At 49.5% G+C, this 21897-nt stretch carries 16 protein-coding genes, 1 tRNA gene and 1 pseudogene; 9 read left to right on the top strand and 9 right to left on the bottom strand.

From position 1 onward, the window contains the following. A partial coding sequence (locus OOT00_RS14880; protein ID WP_265426207.1) for an SUMF1/EgtB/PvdO family nonheme iron enzyme occupies window positions 1–1080 on the top strand: 1080 nt, incomplete at its 5' end. Between the two features lie 46 nt (window positions 1081–1126). Here the strand turns inward: OOT00_RS14880 and hcp are convergent. Further along, a complete protein-coding gene (gene hcp, locus OOT00_RS14875; RefSeq protein WP_265426206.1) occupies window positions 1127–2818 on the bottom strand; it encodes a hydroxylamine reductase in 1692 nt (563 codons plus the stop codon). A 245-nt stretch (window positions 2819–3063) separates the two neighbouring features. Here hcp and OOT00_RS14870 point away from each other — a divergent pair, with 245 nt between their 5' ends. From OOT00_RS14870 to OOT00_RS14860, 3 genes are read left to right on the top strand one after another with little or no spacing between them, the layout of a single operon-like run. Next, window positions 3064–5448, top strand: a complete 2385-nt coding sequence (locus OOT00_RS14870; RefSeq protein WP_265426205.1) for an ATP-binding protein — start codon at window positions 3064–3066, stop codon at window positions 5446–5448. Further along, window positions 5445–6542: a hybrid sensor histidine kinase/response regulator gene (locus tag OOT00_RS14865; protein WP_265426204.1), complete on the top strand. Its 1098-nt coding sequence runs from the start codon at window positions 5445–5447 to the stop codon at window positions 6540–6542. Before OOT00_RS14870 ends, OOT00_RS14865 begins: the two co-directional genes overlap by 4 nt. A 45-nt stretch (window positions 6543–6587) precedes the next feature. Beyond that, the gene (locus tag OOT00_RS14860; RefSeq protein WP_265426203.1) at window positions 6588–8417 is read left to right on the top strand and encodes a YgiQ family radical SAM protein; all 1830 of its coding nucleotides are present in this window, start codon (window positions 6588–6590) and stop codon (window positions 8415–8417) included. Here OOT00_RS14860 and OOT00_RS14855 read toward each other — a convergent pair. The 3 genes from OOT00_RS14855 to recA form a co-directional block, all read right to left on the bottom strand. After that, entirely contained in the window at window positions 8312–8941 is a 630-nt protein-coding gene (locus tag OOT00_RS14855; RefSeq protein ID WP_265426202.1) for a DUF599 domain-containing protein, read from the bottom strand. The two genes, OOT00_RS14860 and OOT00_RS14855, sit on opposite strands and share 106 nt — an antisense overlap. Before the next feature lie 503 nt (window positions 8942–9444). Then, on the bottom strand, window positions 9445–12072 hold the full coding sequence (gene alaS, locus OOT00_RS14850; RefSeq protein ID WP_265426208.1) for an alanine--tRNA ligase: 2628 nt from the start codon (window positions 12070–12072) through the stop codon (window positions 9445–9447). A 336-nt stretch (window positions 12073–12408) separates the two neighbouring features. Then, window positions 12409–13524: a recombinase RecA gene (gene recA / locus OOT00_RS14845; protein WP_265426201.1), complete on the bottom strand. Its 1116-nt coding sequence runs from the start codon at window positions 13522–13524 to the stop codon at window positions 12409–12411. A gap of 578 nt (window positions 13525–14102) precedes the next feature. Between recA and OOT00_RS14840 the strand changes: the two genes are divergently transcribed. Together OOT00_RS14840 and OOT00_RS14835 are read left to right on the top strand one after the other, a co-directional pair. Continuing rightward, the gene (locus OOT00_RS14840; RefSeq protein WP_265426200.1) at window positions 14103–15845 is read left to right on the top strand and encodes a YeiH family protein; all 1743 of its coding nucleotides are present in this window, start codon (window positions 14103–14105) and stop codon (window positions 15843–15845) included. Window positions 15846–15919: 74 nt separating this feature from the next. Next, window positions 15920–16168, top strand: coding sequence for a hypothetical protein (locus OOT00_RS14835; protein ID WP_265426199.1), 249 nt, complete (start codon window positions 15920–15922; stop codon window positions 16166–16168). Window positions 16169–16375: 207 nt separating this feature from the next. Here OOT00_RS14835 and OOT00_RS16500 read toward each other — a convergent pair whose 3' ends face one another. From OOT00_RS16500 to OOT00_RS14820, 5 genes and pseudogenes are all read right to left on the bottom strand, one after another. After that, window positions 16376–16624 carry a transposase gene (locus OOT00_RS16500; protein WP_368407606.1) on the bottom strand — a complete coding sequence of 83 codons (249 nt, stop codon included), beginning with the start codon at window positions 16622–16624 and terminating at the stop codon, window positions 16376–16378. Continuing rightward, window positions 16573–16881: pseudogene (locus OOT00_RS16495) on the bottom strand (transposase); the annotation flags it as partial. The pseudogene OOT00_RS16495 and the gene OOT00_RS16500, both read right to left, overlap by 52 nt. A 681-nt stretch (window positions 16882–17562) precedes the next feature. Further along, window positions 17563–18156, bottom strand: coding sequence for an NF038143 family protein (locus OOT00_RS14830; RefSeq protein WP_265426198.1), 594 nt, complete (start codon window positions 18154–18156; stop codon window positions 17563–17565). Window positions 18157–18182: 26 nt separating this feature from the next. Continuing rightward, on the bottom strand, window positions 18183–18629 hold the full coding sequence (locus tag OOT00_RS14825; protein WP_265426197.1) for a phosphatidylglycerophosphatase A family protein: 447 nt from the start codon (window positions 18627–18629) through the stop codon (window positions 18183–18185). Window positions 18630–18652: 23 nt separating this feature from the next. After that, window positions 18653–19801, bottom strand: coding sequence for a M20/M25/M40 family metallo-hydrolase (locus OOT00_RS14820; RefSeq protein ID WP_265426196.1), 1149 nt, complete (start codon window positions 19799–19801; stop codon window positions 18653–18655). Window positions 19802–19889: 88 nt separating this feature from the next. Here OOT00_RS14820 and OOT00_RS14815 point away from each other — a divergent pair. The 3 genes from OOT00_RS14815 to OOT00_RS14805 all read left to right on the top strand — a co-directional run bounded on the left by OOT00_RS14815 (window position 19890) and on the right by OOT00_RS14805 (window position 21889). After that, window positions 19890–19987 (top strand) — tRNA-Sec (locus OOT00_RS14815). A gap of 215 nt (window positions 19988–20202) precedes the next feature. Then, on the top strand, window positions 20203–21432 hold the full coding sequence (locus OOT00_RS14810) for a tyrosine-type recombinase/integrase (RefSeq protein WP_265426195.1): 1230 nt from the start codon (window positions 20203–20205) through the stop codon (window positions 21430–21432). Window positions 21433–21646: 214 nt separating this feature from the next. Then, window positions 21647–21889 (top strand): hypothetical protein, encoded by a 243-nt coding sequence (locus OOT00_RS14805; RefSeq protein ID WP_265426194.1) that lies wholly within the window; start codon window positions 21647–21649, stop codon window positions 21887–21889. Window positions 21890–21897 lie beyond the last annotated feature (8 nt).

Genomic DNA, 21897 nt, shown 5'->3' with positions numbered 1-21897 from the left:
GATCAGGAAGACATTCCTGAAGCTCCGGAAGAAGAGACAGAAGCCGTTCTTGACCTTTTGAATGACGAAGATGTGGAAGAAATTGATCTTGATGAAGAGGATCTGGAACAGGACTCCTTTGAGGAAGTGGTGGAACCGGAAGAAAATGTGGAAGAAACGAGTGAAGAGACAATGGAAGCTTCCCCTGATTTGGGCCTTCCTTTTGGCAGTGATGAGGATTTCAGCGAATATGACCCTCAGGAAATGGATAAAAACCGCCTTCTGGCGGAACGATTTGATGGCTATCTCGGTGCCATGGAAAGATTTTACAATCAGTACCCACTGATTAAAGGGGGTACCTTCCGCACAGGCTCACCGAATCCCGGCAAACTGGAGAGGCGGGAAACAAACATTACTTTAGCAGATTGCTATATCGGTCGATTCCCTGTAACCAACGCCCTTTTTGAAGTGTTTGTTGAACGTACAGGCTATCGTACCACGGCCGAAAAAATGGGCTATGGAACTGTTTTTCAGCCCCGGTTCCGCAAAATAAAAGATCCTGCCACAGGAGAACTGAAAGCCGTATGGATGGCAGAGACGGGGAGTAAGCGCATTGAGGGTGCCGTATGGCATGCACCGGAAGGCCCGGGATCTGCCATTCACGGCAAACGGAACCATCCCGTGGTTCAGGTCAGTATTGAAGATGCACGCCGCTTTGCTGCATGGATTGGAAAAAGACTCCCCACAGAAGATGAATGGGAGGCAGCTGCCAGAACAGCCGAAGGCCTGTCCTATCCCTGGGGTAATTCCTGGCAATCACAGGCTGCCAATGTAGAATCAACGGGGATTGGTGAAACAACAGCAGTGGATACCTTTACGGAAGGACAGAACGCCTTTTCCCTCATGGATCTTGTGGGGAATGTACTGGAATGGACGCAGAGCCCCATGGAAGGCCTGCATCAGAATGTTTCCCAGATTCCTTTTTTTATCGCAAAAGGGGGCAGCTATATTACGGCCGGGGAACCTGCCCTTTGGGCCCGCTATCCCCTCAGGCCGGATTTTACTTCCAACATTCTGGGATTCCGCTGTCTTGTGGACTAAAAAAGGCAGGCCCCTGGCCTGCCCATGCATGATTTTGCCAAAAACTTTATCCGAGAATGGTTTTCAGATCTTCATCCGGTGTGGCAGCAATGGGACGAATACCGAATTTTTCCACCAGAACGCCCAACACATTTTCTGTAATAAAGGCAGGCAATGAAGGTCCAAGTCGAATATCTTTAATACCCAGATGTAAAAGGGTCAGAAGAATGGCCACGGCCTTCTGCTCATACCATGAAAGAATCATGGAAAGGGGCAGATCATTGACACCGCACTCAAAAGCATCGGCCAGAGCCACGGCAATCTGAATGGCGGAATAAGCATCATTACACTGCCCGATATCCAGCAACCTCGGAAGATCACCGATTTTGCCGAGATCCTTATCAAAAAACCGGAACTTGCCGCAGGCAAGGGTCAGCACCATACAGTCCGAAGGAATTTTTTCCACAAGCTCTGTATAGTAATTCCGGCCGGGCTTGGCCCCATCGCAGCCACCCACAAGGAAGAAATGGCGGATAGCTCCGGATTTCACAGCATCCACAACGGTTCCGGCCACGGAAAGAACCGCATTGCGGGCAAAGCCAGTGAGCACTTCCTTAGCGGCAACATCTTCCTTGAATCCCGGAAGGGCCAGCGCCTTTTCAATGACCGGTGTAAAATCCTTATCTGCAATGTGGCGCACACCAGGAAAACCCACAAGGCCTGTGGTAAAAAGATTCTCCTGATAACTGGCCTTCGGTTTCTGAATGCAGTTGGTGGTCATGAGAATAGCACCGGGAAAGGCATTAAACTCTTTGGCCTGATTCTGCCATGCCGTGCCGTAATGTCCGTAAAAATGACCATATTTTTTAAGGCCGGGATAGGCATGGCAGGGAAGCATTTCTCCATGGGTATAAACAAAAATACCCTTGCCTTCACTCTGCTGCAGAAGAAGCTCCAGATCCTTTAAATCATGGCCTGAAACAAGAATGGATTTGCCCTTTTTCTGCCCCAGAGGAACGGGAGTGGGCACAGGATGCCCATAGCGTCCGGTATTGGCGGCATCCAGCAATTCCATGGCCCGGAGGTTCACTTCACCGCACTTAAGGGCCAGCCCCAGCAACTCATCCACAGAAAGATCCGGGTTCATAGTGGCCGCCATGGCCTCATGGATAAAGGCATATACCGCATCATCTTCCTGCCCCAGAATGGCCGCATGATCCGCATAGGCAGCCACACCCTTCAGTCCATAAACGACAATCTGTTTGATGGAGCGAAGATCAGGATTCACATCCGGACCATCGAGAAGCCCTACGGTTTCTCCCAGAGACTTCATGGACGCGATATCATGGACTTTCATTGGCAAGGTGGGAAGAATTGTGAAGTCACCGCCATTGCCGGTCAGGCGGGCAACCAGTTTCTGGATCCATGAGGTATCCGTACCAGGCACTGTTCCACCGGCTGCTTTGACTTCAGCTTCAAGGCTTCTTTTAAAACGCTCACATTCCAGAATCAGATTTTCGAAACGTTTTTCATCAAAATCCACATTGGTAAGGGTGGAAAAGATGGCCTCCGCGGTAAAACGATTCACTCTCGGATCCACCAGCCCCACCTTCCTACCTTCCACCGCAACCTGAGACAGCCCTTTTACCGCATGGATCAAAAGATCCTGAAGGGCCGCAACTTCGGCTGTTTTGCCGCATACACCGACCTTATCACATCCCACGCCTTTGGCTGCCTGCTCACACTGATTACAAAACATAAAAGCCTCCGTTTGAGTGTCTGCTTGTCTTTTAACAGGGTAAAAAACTCTGCTTCTTTCGTTGCAGACTATCCCATGGAGGTCAGACTTTCCTTGATCTGAATCAAGCGCCTTATTGGTACAGCAGCAAAAGCGATTAAAATTACCCTAAGCTATACAATATATAAACTTTTTATGGTATGAGATCCGCAGAATCCTTTTTAGCAGGATTGTGCCCAAAAAGTCTTTCACCTTACGGAATACTTATGATTCAAGACATCTTTTCCAAACTGCCTCTGCAGTCCAAAATGATGGTTGCCATGATTCTTACGGGCGGAGCAACCCTGACCGTTGCCGTAAGTTTTTTTCTCATCAATGATATTATTCTTCTACGCAAAAATTTTGAACGGGAAATCTCCCTGATCACCGAGCTTGTCAGCAACCATAGTTTTCCAACTCTTTATTTTGAAAATCCTGAAGCAGCCTCCCTTGCGCTGGAATCCCTCAGAGCGAGGGATGACATGATTACCGCTGCGGCCCTTTACCTCCCTTCAGGCAGACAACTTGCCACTTACTACAGAGATGAAACAACCCGGTCTCGTCAACCAATGCTTCTGCCTGCCCATCCCCCCATTCCTGGCCGGACTTCTTTTGCCGGTGGCTTTACCATCACCAAAGAAATATCCTACATGGGAAAACCCATAGGCAAACTACTGCTGCACATGGACCATTCCCGGTATCATAAACAGATCCGATGGTATGCCCTTCTCTCCCTTGCCATTCTCTTTTCCGCCGGTGCCATGGCCTACATTTTCTCCATGAGATTACGAAAAATCCTTCTGAACCCCATCTTTCAGCTGGTACAGACCGTTGAAAAAATAACTGAAAAAAAAGATTATGCCATTCGGGCACCCGTATTTAACAATGATGAAATCGGCGTTCTGATCTCGGGTTTCAACAACATGATCCAGGAAATTCAGGAACGCGACAAAGCTCTTCTCCGCCACAGGGCCACTTTGCAACAGGAGATCATGGACCGCACCATGGCCCTCATGGCTGCCAACACCAAACTGACCAGACTGAATATCAAGCTGCAGGAAGCCAAAAAAAGGGATCTCCATCTCTTGCGCCACAGAGAAAACCTTGAACAACAGGTACTGGACCGTACCGTTGCCCTCACGGCAACCAATACCAAACTGATTCGGCTGAATATGGAACTGAGGGAAGCCAAAAAAAGGGCCGATGAAGCCAGTTCGGCCAAAAGTGCGTTCCTTGCAAGCATCAGCCATGAACTGCGTACGCCACTGAATGGAATTCTTGGATATGCCCAACTCCTTTACCGGGATGGGGAACGGCTGGGAACCCGAGATCAGGAACGCATTCAGGTCATCCGCCAGTGCGGCGAGCATCTCCTTAGAATGATCAATGATATTCTGGATCTTTCCAAAATCGAAGCAGGCAAGATGAGCCTGATACTCCACCCCTTCCACCTTTCTACCTTTGTCCAGAGTACCGCTGGAATGGCGCGAACCCGGGCCAGAGAAAAAGGACTTTCCATGGAAATTTCCGTGGCAGAATGCCTGCCGAAAACGGTAATCGGGGATGAACACAGGCTGCGCCAGGTTCTGCTCAATCTACTTGGTAATGCGGTTAAATTTACGGAAAGAGGAAGTGTCAGTCTCCGTGTCAGCACGCAGAAAGGTCTGATTGTTTTTGAAGTTGCGGATACGGGTATGGGGATTCAGGAAGAAGATCTGGAAATTATTTTCAGCCCCTTCTCTCAGGTCGAAAGCGTCCGTAGAAAACCCGAAGGAACAGGGCTGGGCCTTTCCATCAGCCAGTCTCTTGTCCGTATGATGGGTGGTGTAATCAAGGTGGAAAGCAGCCTTGGTAACGGGAGCCGTTTCTGGTTTGCCATACGTCTGCCGCAGGCACCGGAAAAAATACCCGGTGAAAAAAACTTTTCCTCCTATGGAGACATTATTGGCTACCGTCGGACCGATGAGGGGGCACGGCCTCTCAGTATACTTGTCGTTGACGATGGCAAAGAAAACCGCACTTTTCTCGTAGAACTTTTTGCCCCCTTAGGCTTCATGATGGAAGAAGCAGACTGCGGGACGCACGCCCTTGATAGCTGCCGGACTTCAAAGCCCGATCTTATTCTGATGGATCTGATCATGCCCGGCATGGATGGTTTTGAAACTACGCGCCGTATTCACAGGCTGTTTGACGGGGATGCTCCTCCTGTGATTGCCGTATCCGCCAGTGCCACCCATGATGTCCGTGAAAAGTGCCTGGACATGGGATGTGCTGCTTTTATTTCCAAACCCGTTCAAATTCAGGAACTTTTCGAAGTTCTCTGCCGCCATCTCCCTCTGGTCTGGATTTCCGAAAGCCTGCATCTGCAGCCTCCGGATTTTGCCGATATTCCCTTTCCGGAGACAGAACGCATGCAAAAGCTTATGAATCTCGTAAAACAGGGAGATATCTCCGCCATAGGTGAATGGTGCCAGAGCCAGGATCTGAACACCCATTATGCAACCTTTGCGGGTCATGTGAAGGAACTTGCCAGCCAGTTCCGCATCCGTGAACTCAGCCAGTGGCTGACACGCCTTGGCAAAGCAAGAGAAAGAAAACAGAAAAAGCAATGAAGACAATCTTAATTGTTGACGACAATCCTGCCAACCTTGGCATCCTTTTTCACTGCCTGGACCAGAGCGGCTACCGCACCCTCGTGGCCCAGGACGGAGAAACAGCACTCAAGATGGCAAAAATTTCCAGACCGAATATGATTCTTCTGGATGTCATCATGCCGGAGATGGACGGATTCATGGCCTGTCATGCCCTGAAATCCGATTCTGAAACGCGGGATATCCCTGTCATCTTTATGACCGCCCTTACGGAAACAGCCGATAAAGTAGCCGGTTTTCAGGCAGGAGCGGTAGATTACATCTGCAAGCCCATTCAGAAAGAAGAAATCCTCGCCCGGATTCACCTCCATATGATGCTGCAGGAACAAAAAAATCAGCTTTTACGTATCAACAGGGAAAAAGAAAAAATCCTTTCCGTTGTTGCCCATGACCTCAAGGCACCGTTCAGTAGCGTACTGGGATTTCTAGGCCTTTTGGCAGAAAGCTATGAAGATTATACGGAAAAAGAAAAAAAACGTTTCATTGCCCATGCCCATGGCTCCACCCTCAAGCTATACGAAATGCTGGAAAAACTGCTGGACTGGACCCGAACAGGAAGCGGCTTTAACGAGTGGCAACCGGAAATACTGGACCTCACCCAGCTCATCCATTCAACAGTCTCTCTTTTCAAAGAAAATGCGGAGAAAAAGAAAATCCGTATCCGGGGTAAAATCCCCGGAACCCTTTACCTTTTTGCCGATGCCAATATGATTGCGTCAGTGCTCCGCAACCTCATTTCCAATGCCATCAAATTCACGGATACAGGAGGTCGAATCACCATCACCGCAGACCAGAGTCCTGCCGGAACAGAAATCCGTATCAGCGATACAGGTATAGGAATGAATGAACAAACCGTTTCCTCTCTCCTTTCCGGCTCCTGCGGCAAATCCACCCCCGGCACCACAGGTGAGTGCGGCACAGGTCTTGGTATGGTCATATGCCGGGAGTTCATAGAAAAAAACAAGGGAACACTTGCCATCGAAAGTACACCATCCAAAGGCAGCTGCTTTATTCTTACCTTTCCGCCATCCCCTTCCAGGATTTCTGCCCGCTGACAGTCTCACCAGAAACAGGCTTAAGGCTTCTGACAAAGGATTTTCATGCCTACTCTTTCCGATATTTTTCCCACAAGCCCCGAAGCCATAGCCAGAAATGGCTGGGATGCTCCGGATATCATCCTTGTTACAGGGGATGCCTTTATCGACGCCCCTTCCATGGGCGTTGCCGTCATCGCAAGGGTCCTTGCTGCTGACGGTTTCAAAGTAGCCATTCTTGCCCAGCCCGACCCGGAAAAAACCACTGATTTTACAAAACTAGGCGAACCCAAACTCTTCTGGGGTGTTTCCGGCGGCAGTGTGGATTCCATGGTGGCCAATTACACAGCTTCGAAAAAACGCAGAAAGAATGACGACTATACGCCCGGTGGCATCAATGACCGCAGGCCGGACCGCGCATGCATTGTATACACCAACCGCATCCGTCGTTATTTCAAAAATACGGTCCCCATTCTTCTGGGTGGTATAGAAGCCAGCCTGCGCCGTATCAGCCACTATGATTTCTGGGACAACAGAATCAGACGATCCCTTCTCTTTGATGCCAAAGCAGATTATCTGCTCTACGGTATGGCCGAATCCAGCATCCTTGCCTTTGCCCGTGCCCTGAAACAAAAACAATCTCCGGATGCCATACCCGGCCTCTGCCTCGTTGCAAAACAAATCCCGGAAAACTACCTGACCCTTCCTTCCTTTGAAGAAGTTTCTAACGATAAAAAAAGCTTTCTTTCCATGTTCCATACCTTTTATGAAAACAGTGATCCCATCACAGCCAGAGGGCTGGCCCAGGCCCACGGTGACCGCTTTCTCATCCAGAACCCGCCCTTTCCCTATACGGAAGAAAAGGAGCTGGATGCCATGCACGCTCTTCCCTTTACCCGCAGCCTGCATCCTGATGATGCGGCAAAAGGAGATGTCCGGGCACTGGAAACCATCCGCCACAGCATCACCACCCACTATGGCTGTTATGGAGAATGTAACTTCTGCGCCATTGCCGTGCATCAGGGAAGAACGGTACGATCCAGAAGCCTTGCCTCCATTGTGAAAGAAGCAGAAAGCCTGACCCATAGATCCGATTTCAAAGGTATCATATCCGATGCAGGCGGCCCCACAGCCAATATGTATGGATTTGAGTGCAGAAAAAAAAAGGAAAAAGGAAGCTGCCATGACAGACGCTGTCTGTTTCCAGAGGTCTGCCCTTCCCTGAAACCGGATCACAGTCTCCAGAAAAAACTCCTGAAAGAACTACGCAGCCTGAAGGGCGTTCGAAAAGTTTTTGTGGCATCGGGCGTCCGATATGATCTTCTGCTGGCGGATAAAAAAGCAGGACCGGATTATCTGGAAGAGCTGGTAGGCCACCATGTTTCCGGCCAGATGAAAGTGGCACCGGAACATATCTGTCCCCATGTTCTTTCCCGTATGGGAAAACCCGGCACAGAAACCCTTGAACGCTTCAGGGAACTCTTTTTCACCCAGACCCACAAGGCGGGTAAACCCCAGTTTCTCACCTACTACTTCATTGCAGCCCATCCGGGATGTACGGAAGAAGACATGAAAAAGCTGGGTACCTATGCCCGCCAAACGCTGAAACTCGCGCCGGAGCAGGTGCAGATCTTCACGCCCACACCTTCTACCTGGTCGGCTGCCATGTACTGGACGGAAACGGACCCATGGACGGGAGAGAAGCTTTTTGTAGAAAAAGACGGGGGCAGAAAAAAGCGGCAGAAGGATCTCGTGGTACAATCCGTTTCAAACGGGGAAAGGCACCTGGATCAGGCCATGCGGTCCAGAAAAAAAAGTACGAAAAGCAGCCCCAGTACACCGAAAAAAAGCCAGAAAGGCCCCATTATCCACAAAAGAAGGGGAACGGACAGATAATAACCCCGCATCCCCAGAAAATAATGGAGGCTGCCCCTGTCCATCATGGTGAGGATAAATTCCGGCGGGAAAGGCAGGGACTCGAAATTTTTCAATCCCACACCAAAACTGGCGTGGTTGTAGTAACGTATACAGAGGGTGAAGTTAAAAAAAGCAGCAAAAAAATTCACAGAAATCAGCACAAGCCTGGAAAGGGTACCTGCCGTCTCCACATCGCTTCCGCCCAGGACCGTAAGAAACCCGCTGTAAAACGACGGGTTGGCTGCCAGCCCCAGTACGCCAAGGCTGATCAGAATGGCCGTTGACGCCAGAAAGCTCGCCGCCATCACCTGATTTCTCAGGGTTTGAACCCCCAGAAGATCCCGGCCATCCTTTAAAATTTCCTGCACCCACTCCCGCCGGATTCTGTGGGTAATTCCCAGAGAGGTGGCCGTCGGATGCCTGTGCAGGCGTATGCCAAACGAGATATGATAGAGAAAAATAAGGGCAAAAGAAACAAGGATAAGCCAGCCTTCTTCCGACATTCCATCTTCTCCCTGTAAAGACCTGCTTACCTGTTATGAACCATAGTTATCAGGCATATGCACAGGCACCCAAGCTGTTTGCCCGTGGCGTAATCTTATGCTTAGAGCTTTGTGCCCTGTGCGGAAGCGGCAAAAACTCACCGGCACAGGCGGAATGCACTTTTTTGTTACCATAGCAGGCCGCCTTGTGGCGGCTCAGGCAGTTTGCCGCTTCTTATTTGCACTGCGGCACCCAAGCCTGAAAAGGCTATATTATTTGTACATAAGCTTTGGGTTTATGGCTTGAGAGCCGGAATCCGAAACGATTGCAAGGTCACTTGCAAACAGCCAGGGTGCCTTGCAATGAAACAACGCTGCAAAAAATTACAACCTTACATTCACAATATACCATACTGAACAATTACATATCTGATGTTTCTGCCTCAGCCTGCTGTTCCTGCCAGACAGACATCAGGCAGACCTGAGGGAATCTTTCCCAGGCCTGCCTGCATCTTTGTGTCCAATCAGGCCTGAGCTACCATATCCAGAACCGTCTGCAAAGCCGCATCCAAATTCTCCGGCCGGGTGCCTCCGGCCTGGGCCATATCCGAACGCCCTCCCCCACCGCCACCCACCACACCGGCGGCAGCTTTCACAATATTTCCTGCATGAAAACGGCCCACAAGATCCTTACTCACCACGGCAATGAGCAGAACCTTACCATCAGACTCCGTTCCCAGCAGCACAATACCGGAACCCAGCTTATCCTTCATACGATCCGCCAGATCCCTGAGAGAAGCTGGATTATCCACCATCACCTTTTTGGCCAGTACCTTAACTCCCTGAATCTCCACAACGCCTTCGGTAATATCTCCCGCACTCATTTCCGCCATCTTGTTTTTCAGCGAATCAATGGTTTTTTCCTGACTGCGGCAATCCGCCAGCAAACGTTCCACCCGGGTCACCAGAGTCTCTGGCCTGTCCTTTAAAAGGGAAGCCGCCTCAAGCATGATACGGTTGCGCTCCTGAACAAAGGCAAGGGCCGATGCGCCGGTCAAAGCCTCGATGCGGCGCACACCGGCTGCCACACTGCCTTCGGATACAATGACAAAGAGGCCGATATCCCCTGTGTAGGCCGTATGGGTCCCCCCACAGAACTCCTTGCTGAAGGTATCCAGACTGATGACCCTTACCTCATCCCCGTATTTTTCCTCAAAAAGGGCTGTGGCACCGGTTTTAAATGCTTCTTCTGCCTGCATGACCTCGGAGTTCACAGGTACATTTTCCCTGATTTTTTCATTCACCCAGCGTTCCACCGTATCCAGAACACTCCGGTCAATCCCGGAAAAATGGGTGAAGTCAAAACGAAGCCGGTCCGGCCCCACAAGGGAACCGGACTGTTTGACATGATCCCCCACAACATCCCGCAGGGCGGCATGGAGAAGGTGGGTAGCCGTGTGGTTTCTTTCGGTGCCAGCCCTGGCCGCACTATCCACGGAAAGAATGACTTCCTCACCCTTTGCAAGACTTCCCGAAACAATCTTTCCTTTGTGGATGAAAAAACCCGTAGGATCTTTCAGGGTATCTGTCACTTTCATTTCAAAGCTTTTCGTACGGATAAAACCCCTGTCCCCCGCCTGCCCACCGGATTCCGCATAAAAGGGCGTTCGATCCGTTACCAGCTCCAGATCCCCTTCTCCCTCAATCCTGTCACAGGCCTTGCCCTGCTGCACAAGCAAAAACACCTTTCCTTTGTCTTCCGTACGCTCATATCCCGTAAAGACCGTCTGAACCCCCGCACTGGAAAGGGAAAGGTAGGCCTCGTTCATGGCATCAAACTTCACCTTGCTGCGGCTCATTTCCCTCCGCTCTGCCATGATTGTGTCAAAGCCTTGTATATCAAGGCGCACATCACTTCCCTTGGTAACGTCCTTTACTATATCCACAGGGAAACCATAGGTGTCATACAGCCGGAAAATCACATCACCGGACAGCTCCTTTTTTCCTGCGGCAGCAAGGCCTTCAAGGGTCTCATGGAGAAGCTTCAGTCCGTTGTCCAGAGTTTCGGAAAAACGGATTTCCTCATTTTCAATCACACTGCAGATGAAGCTTTCCTGGCTTTTCAACTCAGGGTAGGCCTCTTCCATAATGGAAAAGACCACCCGCACCGTATCCTTAAGGAAGGGGCGAGTCAGACCGATGTTACGACCGTAGCGAATGGCCCTGCGCAGAATACGGCGCAGCACATATCCCCTGCCCTCGTTGGAAGGAAGCACACCATCATTAACAAGAAAGGCTGCCGCACGGCTATGATCGGCGATGACCTTCATGGCCACATCCGACGCAGAATCTTCTCCCGGCTTTTTCCCGGACATTTCTCCCACCTTTTCCATGATGGGCACAAAAAGATCCGTGTCATAATTGGTATCCACACCCTGTACAACAGAGGCAATGCGTTCAAGCCCCATTCCCGTATCAATACTGGGTTTAGGCAAAGGCGTCATGCTACCGTCTTCGGAACGGTTGAACTGCATGAACACAAGATTCCATATTTCAAGATAGCGGTCGCAATCACAGCCAACGGCACAGGCAGGATTGTCACAGCCATAAGCAGGACCACGGTCTATATGAATTTCTGAACATGGACCGCAGGGTCCCGTATCTCCCATGGCCCAGAAATTATCCGCTTCTCCCAGACGCACAATGCGTTCTTTGGGTACACCGATCTGTTCATGCCAGATAGTAAAGGCTTCATCGTCATCCAGATAAATGGAAACCCAGAGTTTTTCCGCAGGAAGGCCATAGCCATTGGTAAGGAGATCCCAGGCAAAAAAGATGGCCTTTTCCTTGAAATAATCCCCGAAGCTGAAATTACCCAGCATTTCAAAAAAAGTATGGTGCCTTGCCGTATACCCCACATTTTCCAAATCGTTATGCTTGCCTCCGGCCCGCACACATTTCTGGGAAGTGGTTGCGGTGGTATATTCCCGTTTTTCCTCTCCTATAAATACCCGTTTGAACTGAACCATGCCTGCGTTGGTGAACAGAAGGGTGGGATCATCGGAAGGAACAAGGGAAGAGCTACGCACCAGACGGTGCTCATATTTTTTAAAATATTCCAAAAATTTCTGACGTATCTCATTACCCGTCATCATGGTTTTCATTTTCTCCTGCTTACTTTCAGATCAATCAAATATACCATGTAACTATTCAGTAGCATTTTCTTTGGTAACAGCATAGCTGTCAGGCATTACATGGACACAAAGGCTGCCTGTCTGTGACACCACCCGGCACTCAGACTGAAAAACCCAAGCCTTTACGGGAACGAAAATGCCTGTGGGTCTTGAGTACCGGACAATATCACCCACAAACAGCCAGATTGGCTTACGCCGAAACCGGGTCAATACAATCAGAATGCTAAAATTTCAGAATAAACTATGCTGAACGGTTACATGTAAAATAACAATATGAGGTTCGATTACTTCACTTCAGTCATCAGAAGACACAGCATCATCAAACATGGAAGGCTCTTCCCCCTTTTTCTCACGGGAAGGTTTGGCATTTTTTCCTGTTTTTACAGACTTTTCATCCTTCTCAGGTACCGGAGGCAGGCCGATGCCCAAACTTTCCCTTACCTTACGATAGAGGGTGTTAAACAACTCCTCATTTTCTTTCAAAAATTTTTTCACATTCTCTCTGCCCTGGCCGATACGCTCGCCATCATAGGCATACCAGGCACCACTTTTTTCAATAATACCAGCCTCTACACCAAGATCAAGAAGATCACCGATCCTGGAAATACCTTCTCCATACATCAAATCAAACTCAGCTTCTTTAAACGGAGGAGCCAGTTTATTTTTTACGACTTTAACACGGGTACGATTGCCCGTAACATCCTGCCCATCTTTAATGGCTGCAGCACGGCGTACATCCAGCCGGACGGAAGCATAAAATTTCAACGCATTTCCACCGGTAGTAGTCTCGGGATTACCAAACATCACACCGATTTTCATACGAATCTGATTGATGAAAATCACCATTGTCATGGTTTTGCCGATAGTCGCCGTCAGTTTTCGAAGCGCCTGACTCATAAGACGGGCCTGCAGCCCCATATGGGCATCACCCATTTCACCCTCAATTTCAGCCCTTGGTACCAATGCCGCCACGGAGTCAATAACAAGTATGTCCACAGCGCCGCTGCGCACAAGCATATCCGCAATTTCCAGTGCCTGTTCTCCCGTATCCGGCTGGGAAACCAGAAGCTCATCTACATTCACGCCAAGCCTTCTGGCATAAGCCGTATCAAGGGCATGCTCCGCGTCAATGAAAGCAGCTATACCTCCCGCACGCTGGCATTCCGCCACCGCATGAAGGGCCAGCGTTGTTTTGCCCGAAGACTCTGGGCCATAAATTTCTATCACACGTCCTTTGGGCAGACCGCCAATACCAAGGGCTCTGTCCAGGGCCAGGGATCCTGTGGAAATGGTGGGAACAGCAATCACCTCCTTGCTGCCCAGGCGCATTATAGCCCCTTTTCCAAACTGACGTTCAATCTGTCCCATGGCCGACTCGATGGCCTTTCCCTTATCCCCTGAAATACTCATGAACCCTCCCTTGTTTCCGGTTTTCATTCAAATCTTTTACATACCCTTTTCTATGAAGGAAGAAAACACCCATACCCCACAGAAACACAATATTTTTTCATTCCTCAAAGTGCATCTTTCAGGCTGCACCAGATTTCCCCGTCAAGCATGCATCCACGAAGATGCACCACTGGGTCATTTTTTTTTCGAAACCTACCAACCATAATCAAAGATCTGATTTTGCAGCACATAAAAAAATACAAAAAAAAAGACAGGGCATGGCACCTGTTTTGCTTTTGTTCAGTCAATTGTTATGGAGCAGCCGGGAATGGACCGAAGCGCGGTCACATCGTGCGTAACCGAAATCAATTTTTTGATCATTCAGTACATTTTATGGAACAATTTTAAAGTCTGTCCCATTTTAAAATTGAACATTCCGACTAATGATCAGAAATAAAAATCGATTTTTGTTCCGTCACGAAACAAACCCCGAAATACCCCGCGGTTTCTGCATAAGTAAGGCGCAGTTCTTCGGGTCCGGCCGGCTAAACGGGGAAATCCCTTTAATAATAAAGAGTACTTTTATCAAGGAGCCTCTCATGTCAGGACAAAGCAAACAACCCGAATATGTAGTGGACCAGGCCAGATGGGAATGGTCCGAACTGTACAAAAAAGAAGACTGGTGGGCCATTTGGCTAGGTATCATCATACTTGTGGTGGGTCTCATCATTTTCCTGCCCAGACCTCCTGCGGACATGGACCAGAAAATTACCCAGTCCCAGCGTACCATGCAGGCAGAAGAGGCCCGCGCCCCCTTCCACACCCTTGAATGGCACAGAGCCAATGACTCATTCTCCGGTCTGCGTGCCAGAAATGAATCCCACGGTAAAACCCTTGCCAAGTGGCTGAGCACCCCTGCCAGATGGGCTGCCAATCCCATGGAAGCCCTCATCCTTACGGAAACAAGGGCTGCGGAAATCCGGGACGGTGCAAAGGAAAGACACGCTGCCGCCCAGGAAAAAACCAAAGCAACCCTTGCACAGGCTGAGGCGGATCAGGCAGCCGCCGCCGCAGCAGTCTTTCAGAACAGAGAATTGAATAAAAAAGCCGAAGCATCCATAGCCCAGTGGCGTTCCGCCAGAAGCGCTGAAAGCAGGGCCCGTTCCCAGGCCGGAACCCAGGCCTACAACAAGATCCCCTATCTGCTTGGCATCGGCGTTATCTTCATGTTGTTCTTTGCCGCTGGGACAACGGTAATGAACATCAACACGGCCAACTTCATTAAAGGGTTTGGCTTTGTTTTCCTTCTCGCCATCATTTCTGAAGTGATTGGTGCCAACAGCACCTTGAGAAGCTGGGGCTTCGGTCCTCTGATCTGGGCCATCCTTGGCGGCATGCTCATTGCCAATACCATAGGAACCCCTCAATTCATCAAAGACGCAGCCCAGACCGAATATTTTATCAAAACAGGTCTTGTGCTTCTGGGTGCTGAAATCCTCTTCGGTAAAATCCTTGCCATCGGTCTTCCCGGCATCTTTGTAGCCTGGGTTGTGACACCTACGGTTCTGGTTCTCACCTACATCTTCGGCCAGAAAGTGCTGAAAATGGAATCAAAGACCCTCAATATAACCATATCATCAGATATGTGTGTCTGCGGGGTCTCAGCGGCCATTGCAACGGCTGCGGCCTGCCGTGCCACCAAAGAAGAGCTCACCATCGCCATTGGCATGTCCATGCTCTTTACGGCCATCATGATGATTGCTCTGCCTACCTTTATTGTATCCGTTGGCATGCATCCTGTTCTGGGTGGTGCCTGGATCGGTGGCACCATCGACTCCACGGGTGCGGTTGTTGCTGCGGGTGCCTTCCTTGGCGAAACCGGTATGTTTGTTGCGGCAACCATCAAAATGATTCAGAATATCATGATCGGTGCCATTGCCTTTGGTGTGGCTGTCTACTGGTGCGCCAAGGTAGACTGCGTGGAAGGACAAACTGTTCAAAAAATGGAAATATGGTACCGCTTTCCCAAATTTGTTCTGGGCTTTATTGCGGCCTCCATCGTCTTCTCCATTATGATCGAAGCCATGGGTCCCCGTGGTGATGTTATGCTGGATCAGGGTGTTCTTCGTGGCTTCAGCCGTCCCTGTCGTGAATGGTTCTTTATCCTGGCCTTTGCCTCCATTGGCCTGACATCGAACTTCAGGGAAATGGCCAAGCACTTTACCGGTGGCAAACCTGTTATTCTGTATATAACGGGTCAGAGCCTCAATCTTGCCCTGACTCTGCTCATGGCTTACATCATGTTCTTCCTGGTCTTCCCCGGAATCACGGAAACCCTCTAAACTCATAAAAACCCGGCATGGGCTGTCATAACAAAACAGTCCATGCCGGTAAAACAACCTAAAAAGGTGACGCTATGTCAGGAAACAAAACAGGCCTTTCCAAAGGCATTACCCAACTCCTGACCGGTATTGCAGGATTATGGCTTCTTATAGCTCTGGTATTACCATGGATGCAGACACTACCCGTTATTCGGCCCATCATGGACATCATTGTTGCAGCCGATCTTGATGCCAATCAATACTTCTATACCCAGTCCGAAGAAACCTTCATGGCACAGTCCCATGTTCGGTCCAGCCTGAGCCGGGCCGCAGAACCCCATTGACCGACGTTTCTGCCTCCTCTCAATAACCCCCCCAATACCTGACCAGCAGAAAAGCCGTCAAGATCCATCCTGACGGCTTTTCTGCTGACTCGCTGAGAAGAAGCCAGCTTGTCATACCTGGTCGCGATACGTCTGTATTGTTTTATTTTATTGCAAAAACATTCGATCTGGTTTCCTTCTTCTTCCTCCTGAACGTTTCTATTCCGTTCAGGGGGGTACAGCTTCTGAATCATTTTTACTGACCGAATCAGGAAAATCATTGGTATCGTAAGCTTTATCAGCCAACCAATACTCAGGCAAGCAAGCTGATATCAATTTTACTATTGAAGTGCTGTCGTGAACCTGAGCTTCTGAAAGCTCTACTCGAATGGGAAGCCCCAATGCTTCTGCGACTGCGTGGATTGTTACGGTAAATCTACCTCTGGACCGACCGGGTTCCTGAAATTGCTGACCCATTTTGCACCCGTTGCGTGCTGGTATTCCCGAACAATAATACTACCAATCATGTTGTACTCATTGTCAGGGGCCGAAGATATCTTTTCCAGAACTTTCGCCCGAATTCCTTGCCTGGACCATATTGAAAAACGAGTAAGAACTGATTTACAGGATCCATAATATTCGGGTAAATCTCTCCATGGTGAACCCGTACGTATTATCCAGCTCATTGGCTTAACCATGGCATGGTACGGTTGTATTTTGCAGGGCGACAGCCTCTTTCTTTTTTTCTGATGGGAGAAGGGGCTCGATTACATTCCATCCGGCATCTGTAAGTTCCATTCGTCTCTTCATGAATGAAATAACCGAATTCAAACAGTTCTGCAAAATACAATTTCAATACAGGACCTGGTCCATCATAAGAGAATGTTTTATACTTCCAAACAATTCGGCCCCTTTTCCTTTCAGGAAAAAGGCTGCCAGTGCTGCTCCTCTTCCACCATATCATTTTAAATACACCAGTAATGCCACCTTCTGAATCCACAATTGCCCACAAAAAATTACCGAACTAAAACAAGCCTCATACAGAGCAACTAAAGAACCGGCATTCAAAATAAATAAGGATCAAACCATCTTCAGAAAACCCATTGAATGAATTGTGAGTCATTTTTTTACATCATTAACACAGCACAAAGTCCAAACCAGGGCTTGCAAGGAGGCCCCAGAATCGGACGCTCCGATCTTTTCTGACAAGGATGGCAAGGCAATCATTCCAACCAAAACACAGATCCCGTGCCGCCAAGATACAAGCAGCCTTAACCAGCGCGAAAACTCCAAAATCCACAGATGTAAAATCACAGCCAGTGCTGAGCCATCCCTGCCCTTAGAATAAAATATGAGGCCCGACAAATCTGATGCCGACATGTCGAATCGGTACAGAGAGCTCAACATTGCGACAGCTAAAAGATCTCTTTCGCTTCTTTCTCACGGATTCTCTCCTCAGCCTTATCTATCTTTTTAGAGACTTCTCTTGCGGCATCCGTAGTCTGGAACACCTTTGTGACATAACGCCTCACTTCTTTTTCAGCCATTTCCAGCTGATTCAAAAACTCCTTGAATTTTCCGGATGTTCCATAGGCATTTTTGACAAGAACCTCGTAAGTTTTCCCTTTTGCCCCAAGAAGTTCCTTATAATGGCGAACGAGAATCCGGATTTCTTCAAGCTGCTTTTCACATACTTTCTTTTCTTTTTCCGCACTCATTTCAAGAGAAGGGAAACAGGTCTCCAGGTTAATGACAACATTTTCTCCCGTAGTGAGAGAACCGAAGGCCAGATCCAGTGCTTTCTTGCGGGTTTTTATAAAATTATCTGCAAAACCATGGATATTTTTCTTATACCTCTGAATCGAAAAGGCATGATGTACAAACAGTATGGGAAGCAGCACCATCCATACGGAGGCTTCCGGCTTACTGATCAACTCCTTGGCCAGCACGTATGCATTCCGCCTTTCTCTGGATAAAATCAGCTCATAATTTTCTTCAAAACTCGACAAGGCATACTCCATTTTCAGGTTAAGGTTCAAAAATTAAAAAAAGGCAGAAACCCCAGAACGCAGAGGACGAGATGGGCACAAAGACCTGCAGCCACATCATCCAGGACAATACCCGCACCACCAGAAACTCTCTTGTCAAAAAAATCAACAGGCCAGGGTTTTACAATGTCAAAAAAACGAAACAGAACAAAACCAAGAACCACGACTACAAGGGATGGACGGAAAAGCATCAAGGTTACGGCAAGACCCAAAACCTCATCGAAAACAATACAGGAAGGATCTTCTTCCCCCAGGATACGGGCAGCCCTATCACAAAGGATGATCCCCAGAAGAATCCCAGACAGCACAAAAACAACCTGCACCTGAGCCGGCAGCAGCATCAACAGCACACAGAAAGGTACCGCTGCAAGAGTACCTGCGGTTCCCGGTGCTTTTGATGCATTTCCCGCGCCACCGAATGTGGCTACAAACATTACAGACTCTTTAGGTGTCCAAATCATGATCCCGAACCCTCCCGGCCGGCATGCACCCGTGCCATCTCCACCAGAAGTTCCGCGCAAGCCACCATGTCGGCCAAGGCAACATTCTCCCGCACCGTATGGACATCCCGCATACCAGTACCGATAACGCAGGCCTCAATACCATGACTGAAAAATATGTTTGCATCCGAGCCGCCACCCACAGAACCTGTTTTCATGGTACGCCCAAGATTTTCTGCGGCACGTTTCGCAAGAAGCACAACAGGTGCATCCTCAGGGATGCAGGTATGGGGAAAATCTTCTTCCACTGATACTTCAAGGGAAGGAAGGCCTGCAGATCCAGAGACTGCCATCTCCACAGCCTGCCTGAAAGCATCCACCATCTGCCGTGTCAGATTTTTAAGTTTTTCCGGATCATGGCTCCGTGCCTCTGCATGAACCACCGCAGAAGCAGGAACAATATTTGTTGCCGTTCCGCCCTCAATTCTTCCAATATTACATGTTGTTTCATGGTCAATTCGCCCATCCGGACAGGCAGCAATCCCCTTTGCCGCAAGAACCACTGCATTGATGCCATTTTCCGGCTCTGCACCAGCATGAGACTCTTTTCCGCGTATGATAAAAGTAAAGCGATTGGCAGCAGGTGCACGGGTCACAATCTTACCGATATCCCAGGCATCCAGCACATATCCAAAGCGAGACTGCAGGCAACTTTTATCCAGATGCTTTGCACCCATAAGACCAATTTCTTCACATACAGAAAAAACCACCTCTATGGGACCATGGGGCAGACTGGGGTCCTTAAGGGACTGCAACACCTCAAGAATAATAGCAATACCCGATTTATCATCGGAACCAAGAATGGTATCACCACTGCTCCGGAAAAATCCGTTTTCAAAAAGAGGCTTTACCCCTCGCCCCGGTTCCACCGTATCCATATGGGCTGACAGCAGCATGGGCTCAACATCCACGGATCCGGGGAACCGTGCAATCAGATTCCCCACACTTCCACCAGTGGCTTCATCCGCATCGTCAAAAAAAACTTCGGCTCCCAGGGCCTCAAGCCGGTCCTTTAGAAAGGAAGCAATTTCCTGTTCCTCACGGGCAGGAGAATCAATACGGACCAGCTGCAAAAAACAATCTGCTACACGTTGGGCTTGGACCATGGAGCACTCCAGAAAGGAAGGTTAATGGATTTACCGCAAAAGCGGTTGACAAACACATTGAATTCTATAACATCTCTTTCCGTATTTCGGAAGTGCGCAGCTTACTGGTGAGGCTCCCGGACTTCAAATCCGGTGTGGGGCGCTAAAACCGTCCCGGGTGGGTTCGATTCCCATGCACTTCCGCCACATAACATTCAAGGTCTCCTTAGGGAGGCCTTTTTTGTTGCCTGAAAGTCAATATTCATGCGGGTTTTGGGCTGTTTTTTGCCCTGTTTTAAGTGATAAGCGAAAAGGAAAAAAACCCTGAAAAAAACCTTGTTGGATTTACAATTATGTGCCCATGATGTGATTAAATGAAGGGTTCAGAACCCGACCACACACTTCAGTAAGAGACTTATATCATGGCATTTTTAAACTATACCAAGATAGAAGCGGCAACTCCCGATGGAAAGCGGATTGTGCTCAGGGACGGGAACGGACTTTTTTTAGCCATCGAGCGGAGCGGTCGTAAATTTTGGGTTTTCCGGTATTATTTTCAAAAAAAAGCCCAGGAAATGAGACTGGGGGAATATCCGGGACTAGGCATTAAAGCAGCACGGGAACAGGTGGTGGATTTCCGGAGGCTGATTGCCGATGGCAAAAACCCCAGGGAAGAAGCCCGGACGGAAGAAGACAAAACCTTCGAGGCCATCGCCTCCCGGTGGCTAATCCATGTCCATGGCCGTGAGGTACAGGAAAGCCATCGCGAAAGAAACCGCCTGCTGCTGGAAAAGCATGTCTATCCCTACTTTAAGGGAAAAAGACCCGATAAGATCACAGCTCCTATGATTTTATCCCGCCTGCAGGTCATCTGCGACGCCGGGCATCTGGTGACGGCGCAGCGGGTCAAGAATCTGATGGGTCAGGTCTTCCGCTATTGCGTCGGACAGGGCATGGCGGAGCGGGATCCGACACAGGATCTGCGGGGTTTGCTGCCCGTCCGCAAGGTGGAACATTTTGTGGCCATTCTGGACCCGGTGGAGCTGGGTGCGCTACTGAGGTCCATAGACGGTTACACCGGAAGCCCTGTCGTCAAAGCGGCCCTCCGGGTGCTGCCCCTGATCTTCTGCAGGCCCGGAGAGCTGCGACACATGCGATGGCAGGAGATCAACCCGCGCAGAGCGCTGTGGATCTGGCAGACATCCAAGACAAAGACGGACATCATCACGCCCCTTTCCAGGCAGGCCATGAAAATACTGGTTGAACTCAGGGCCTTGACCGGACTTGGTGAATACGTGTTCCCGTCCCTGAGGCACAAAAACAGGTGCATCAGTGACATGGCCATTAAAGCGGCTCTGGACTCTCTGGGATATCAGGGCAGAATGACAGGACATGGCTGGAGGGCTGTGGCACGGACACATCTGGTGGAAACTTTGAAATATCCGGAAAGCATTGTGGAAATGCAGCTGGGTCACCGGGTGAAAGATGCACTGGGCAGAGCCTACAACAGGACGGAGTTTGTGGAGGACCGGATACAGATGATGCAGGCCTGGGCCGACTGGCTGGACACCCTGAAAACCATGCCGCCCCCGGTGCAGGTGGATCCGACCGGGGGGCATGATGACAGCGCATGGGATCAGTGGCTGGATTGAGACTGCTGGGCCTGATAAAAATTTTCGATAATGTGCCGGGGCCAGCGAAGGCAAGTGCGCCCCAGAACCAACGGAGGCGGGAGCTTCCCTTCCCGATATAGGTTGGATACGCTCTGGGCAGTAATACCAAAATGCTCGGCAACCTCTGCTCTGGTCATATATGCGTCTGTTTTTACGTTTTTCGGCATGACAACCTCCATAGATATGGTGCAAAATGAAAAAAATCAGTCTGGAAGAACATAAAAAATACGGTGAAGAGCTTTTTGAGTTGCGGAACAGGATCGGAAAGATCGTCCTGCCCCTGCGCAATGCCTACCCTCGGGCAGACGCCAAAGCCGAGGCTCTGTTGTCTGCCATGGAAGGGTTCCGGACGATCATGGATGATATCGTGTGTGGGGAATATCCGCAGCTCCCCGATATGGAGCGGGTGTACTACCCACGAAAGCCGGGTCAGTAGATGCCAGG

It is taken from the genome of Desulfobotulus pelophilus (genome assembly GCF_026155325.1).
Taxonomy (GTDB): Bacteria; Desulfobacterota; Desulfobacteria; order Desulfobacterales; family ASO4-4; genus Desulfobotulus; species Desulfobotulus pelophilus.
Note: the sequence above shows the minus strand (reverse complement) of the source record. Positions and strands in the feature narration are given on the sequence as shown.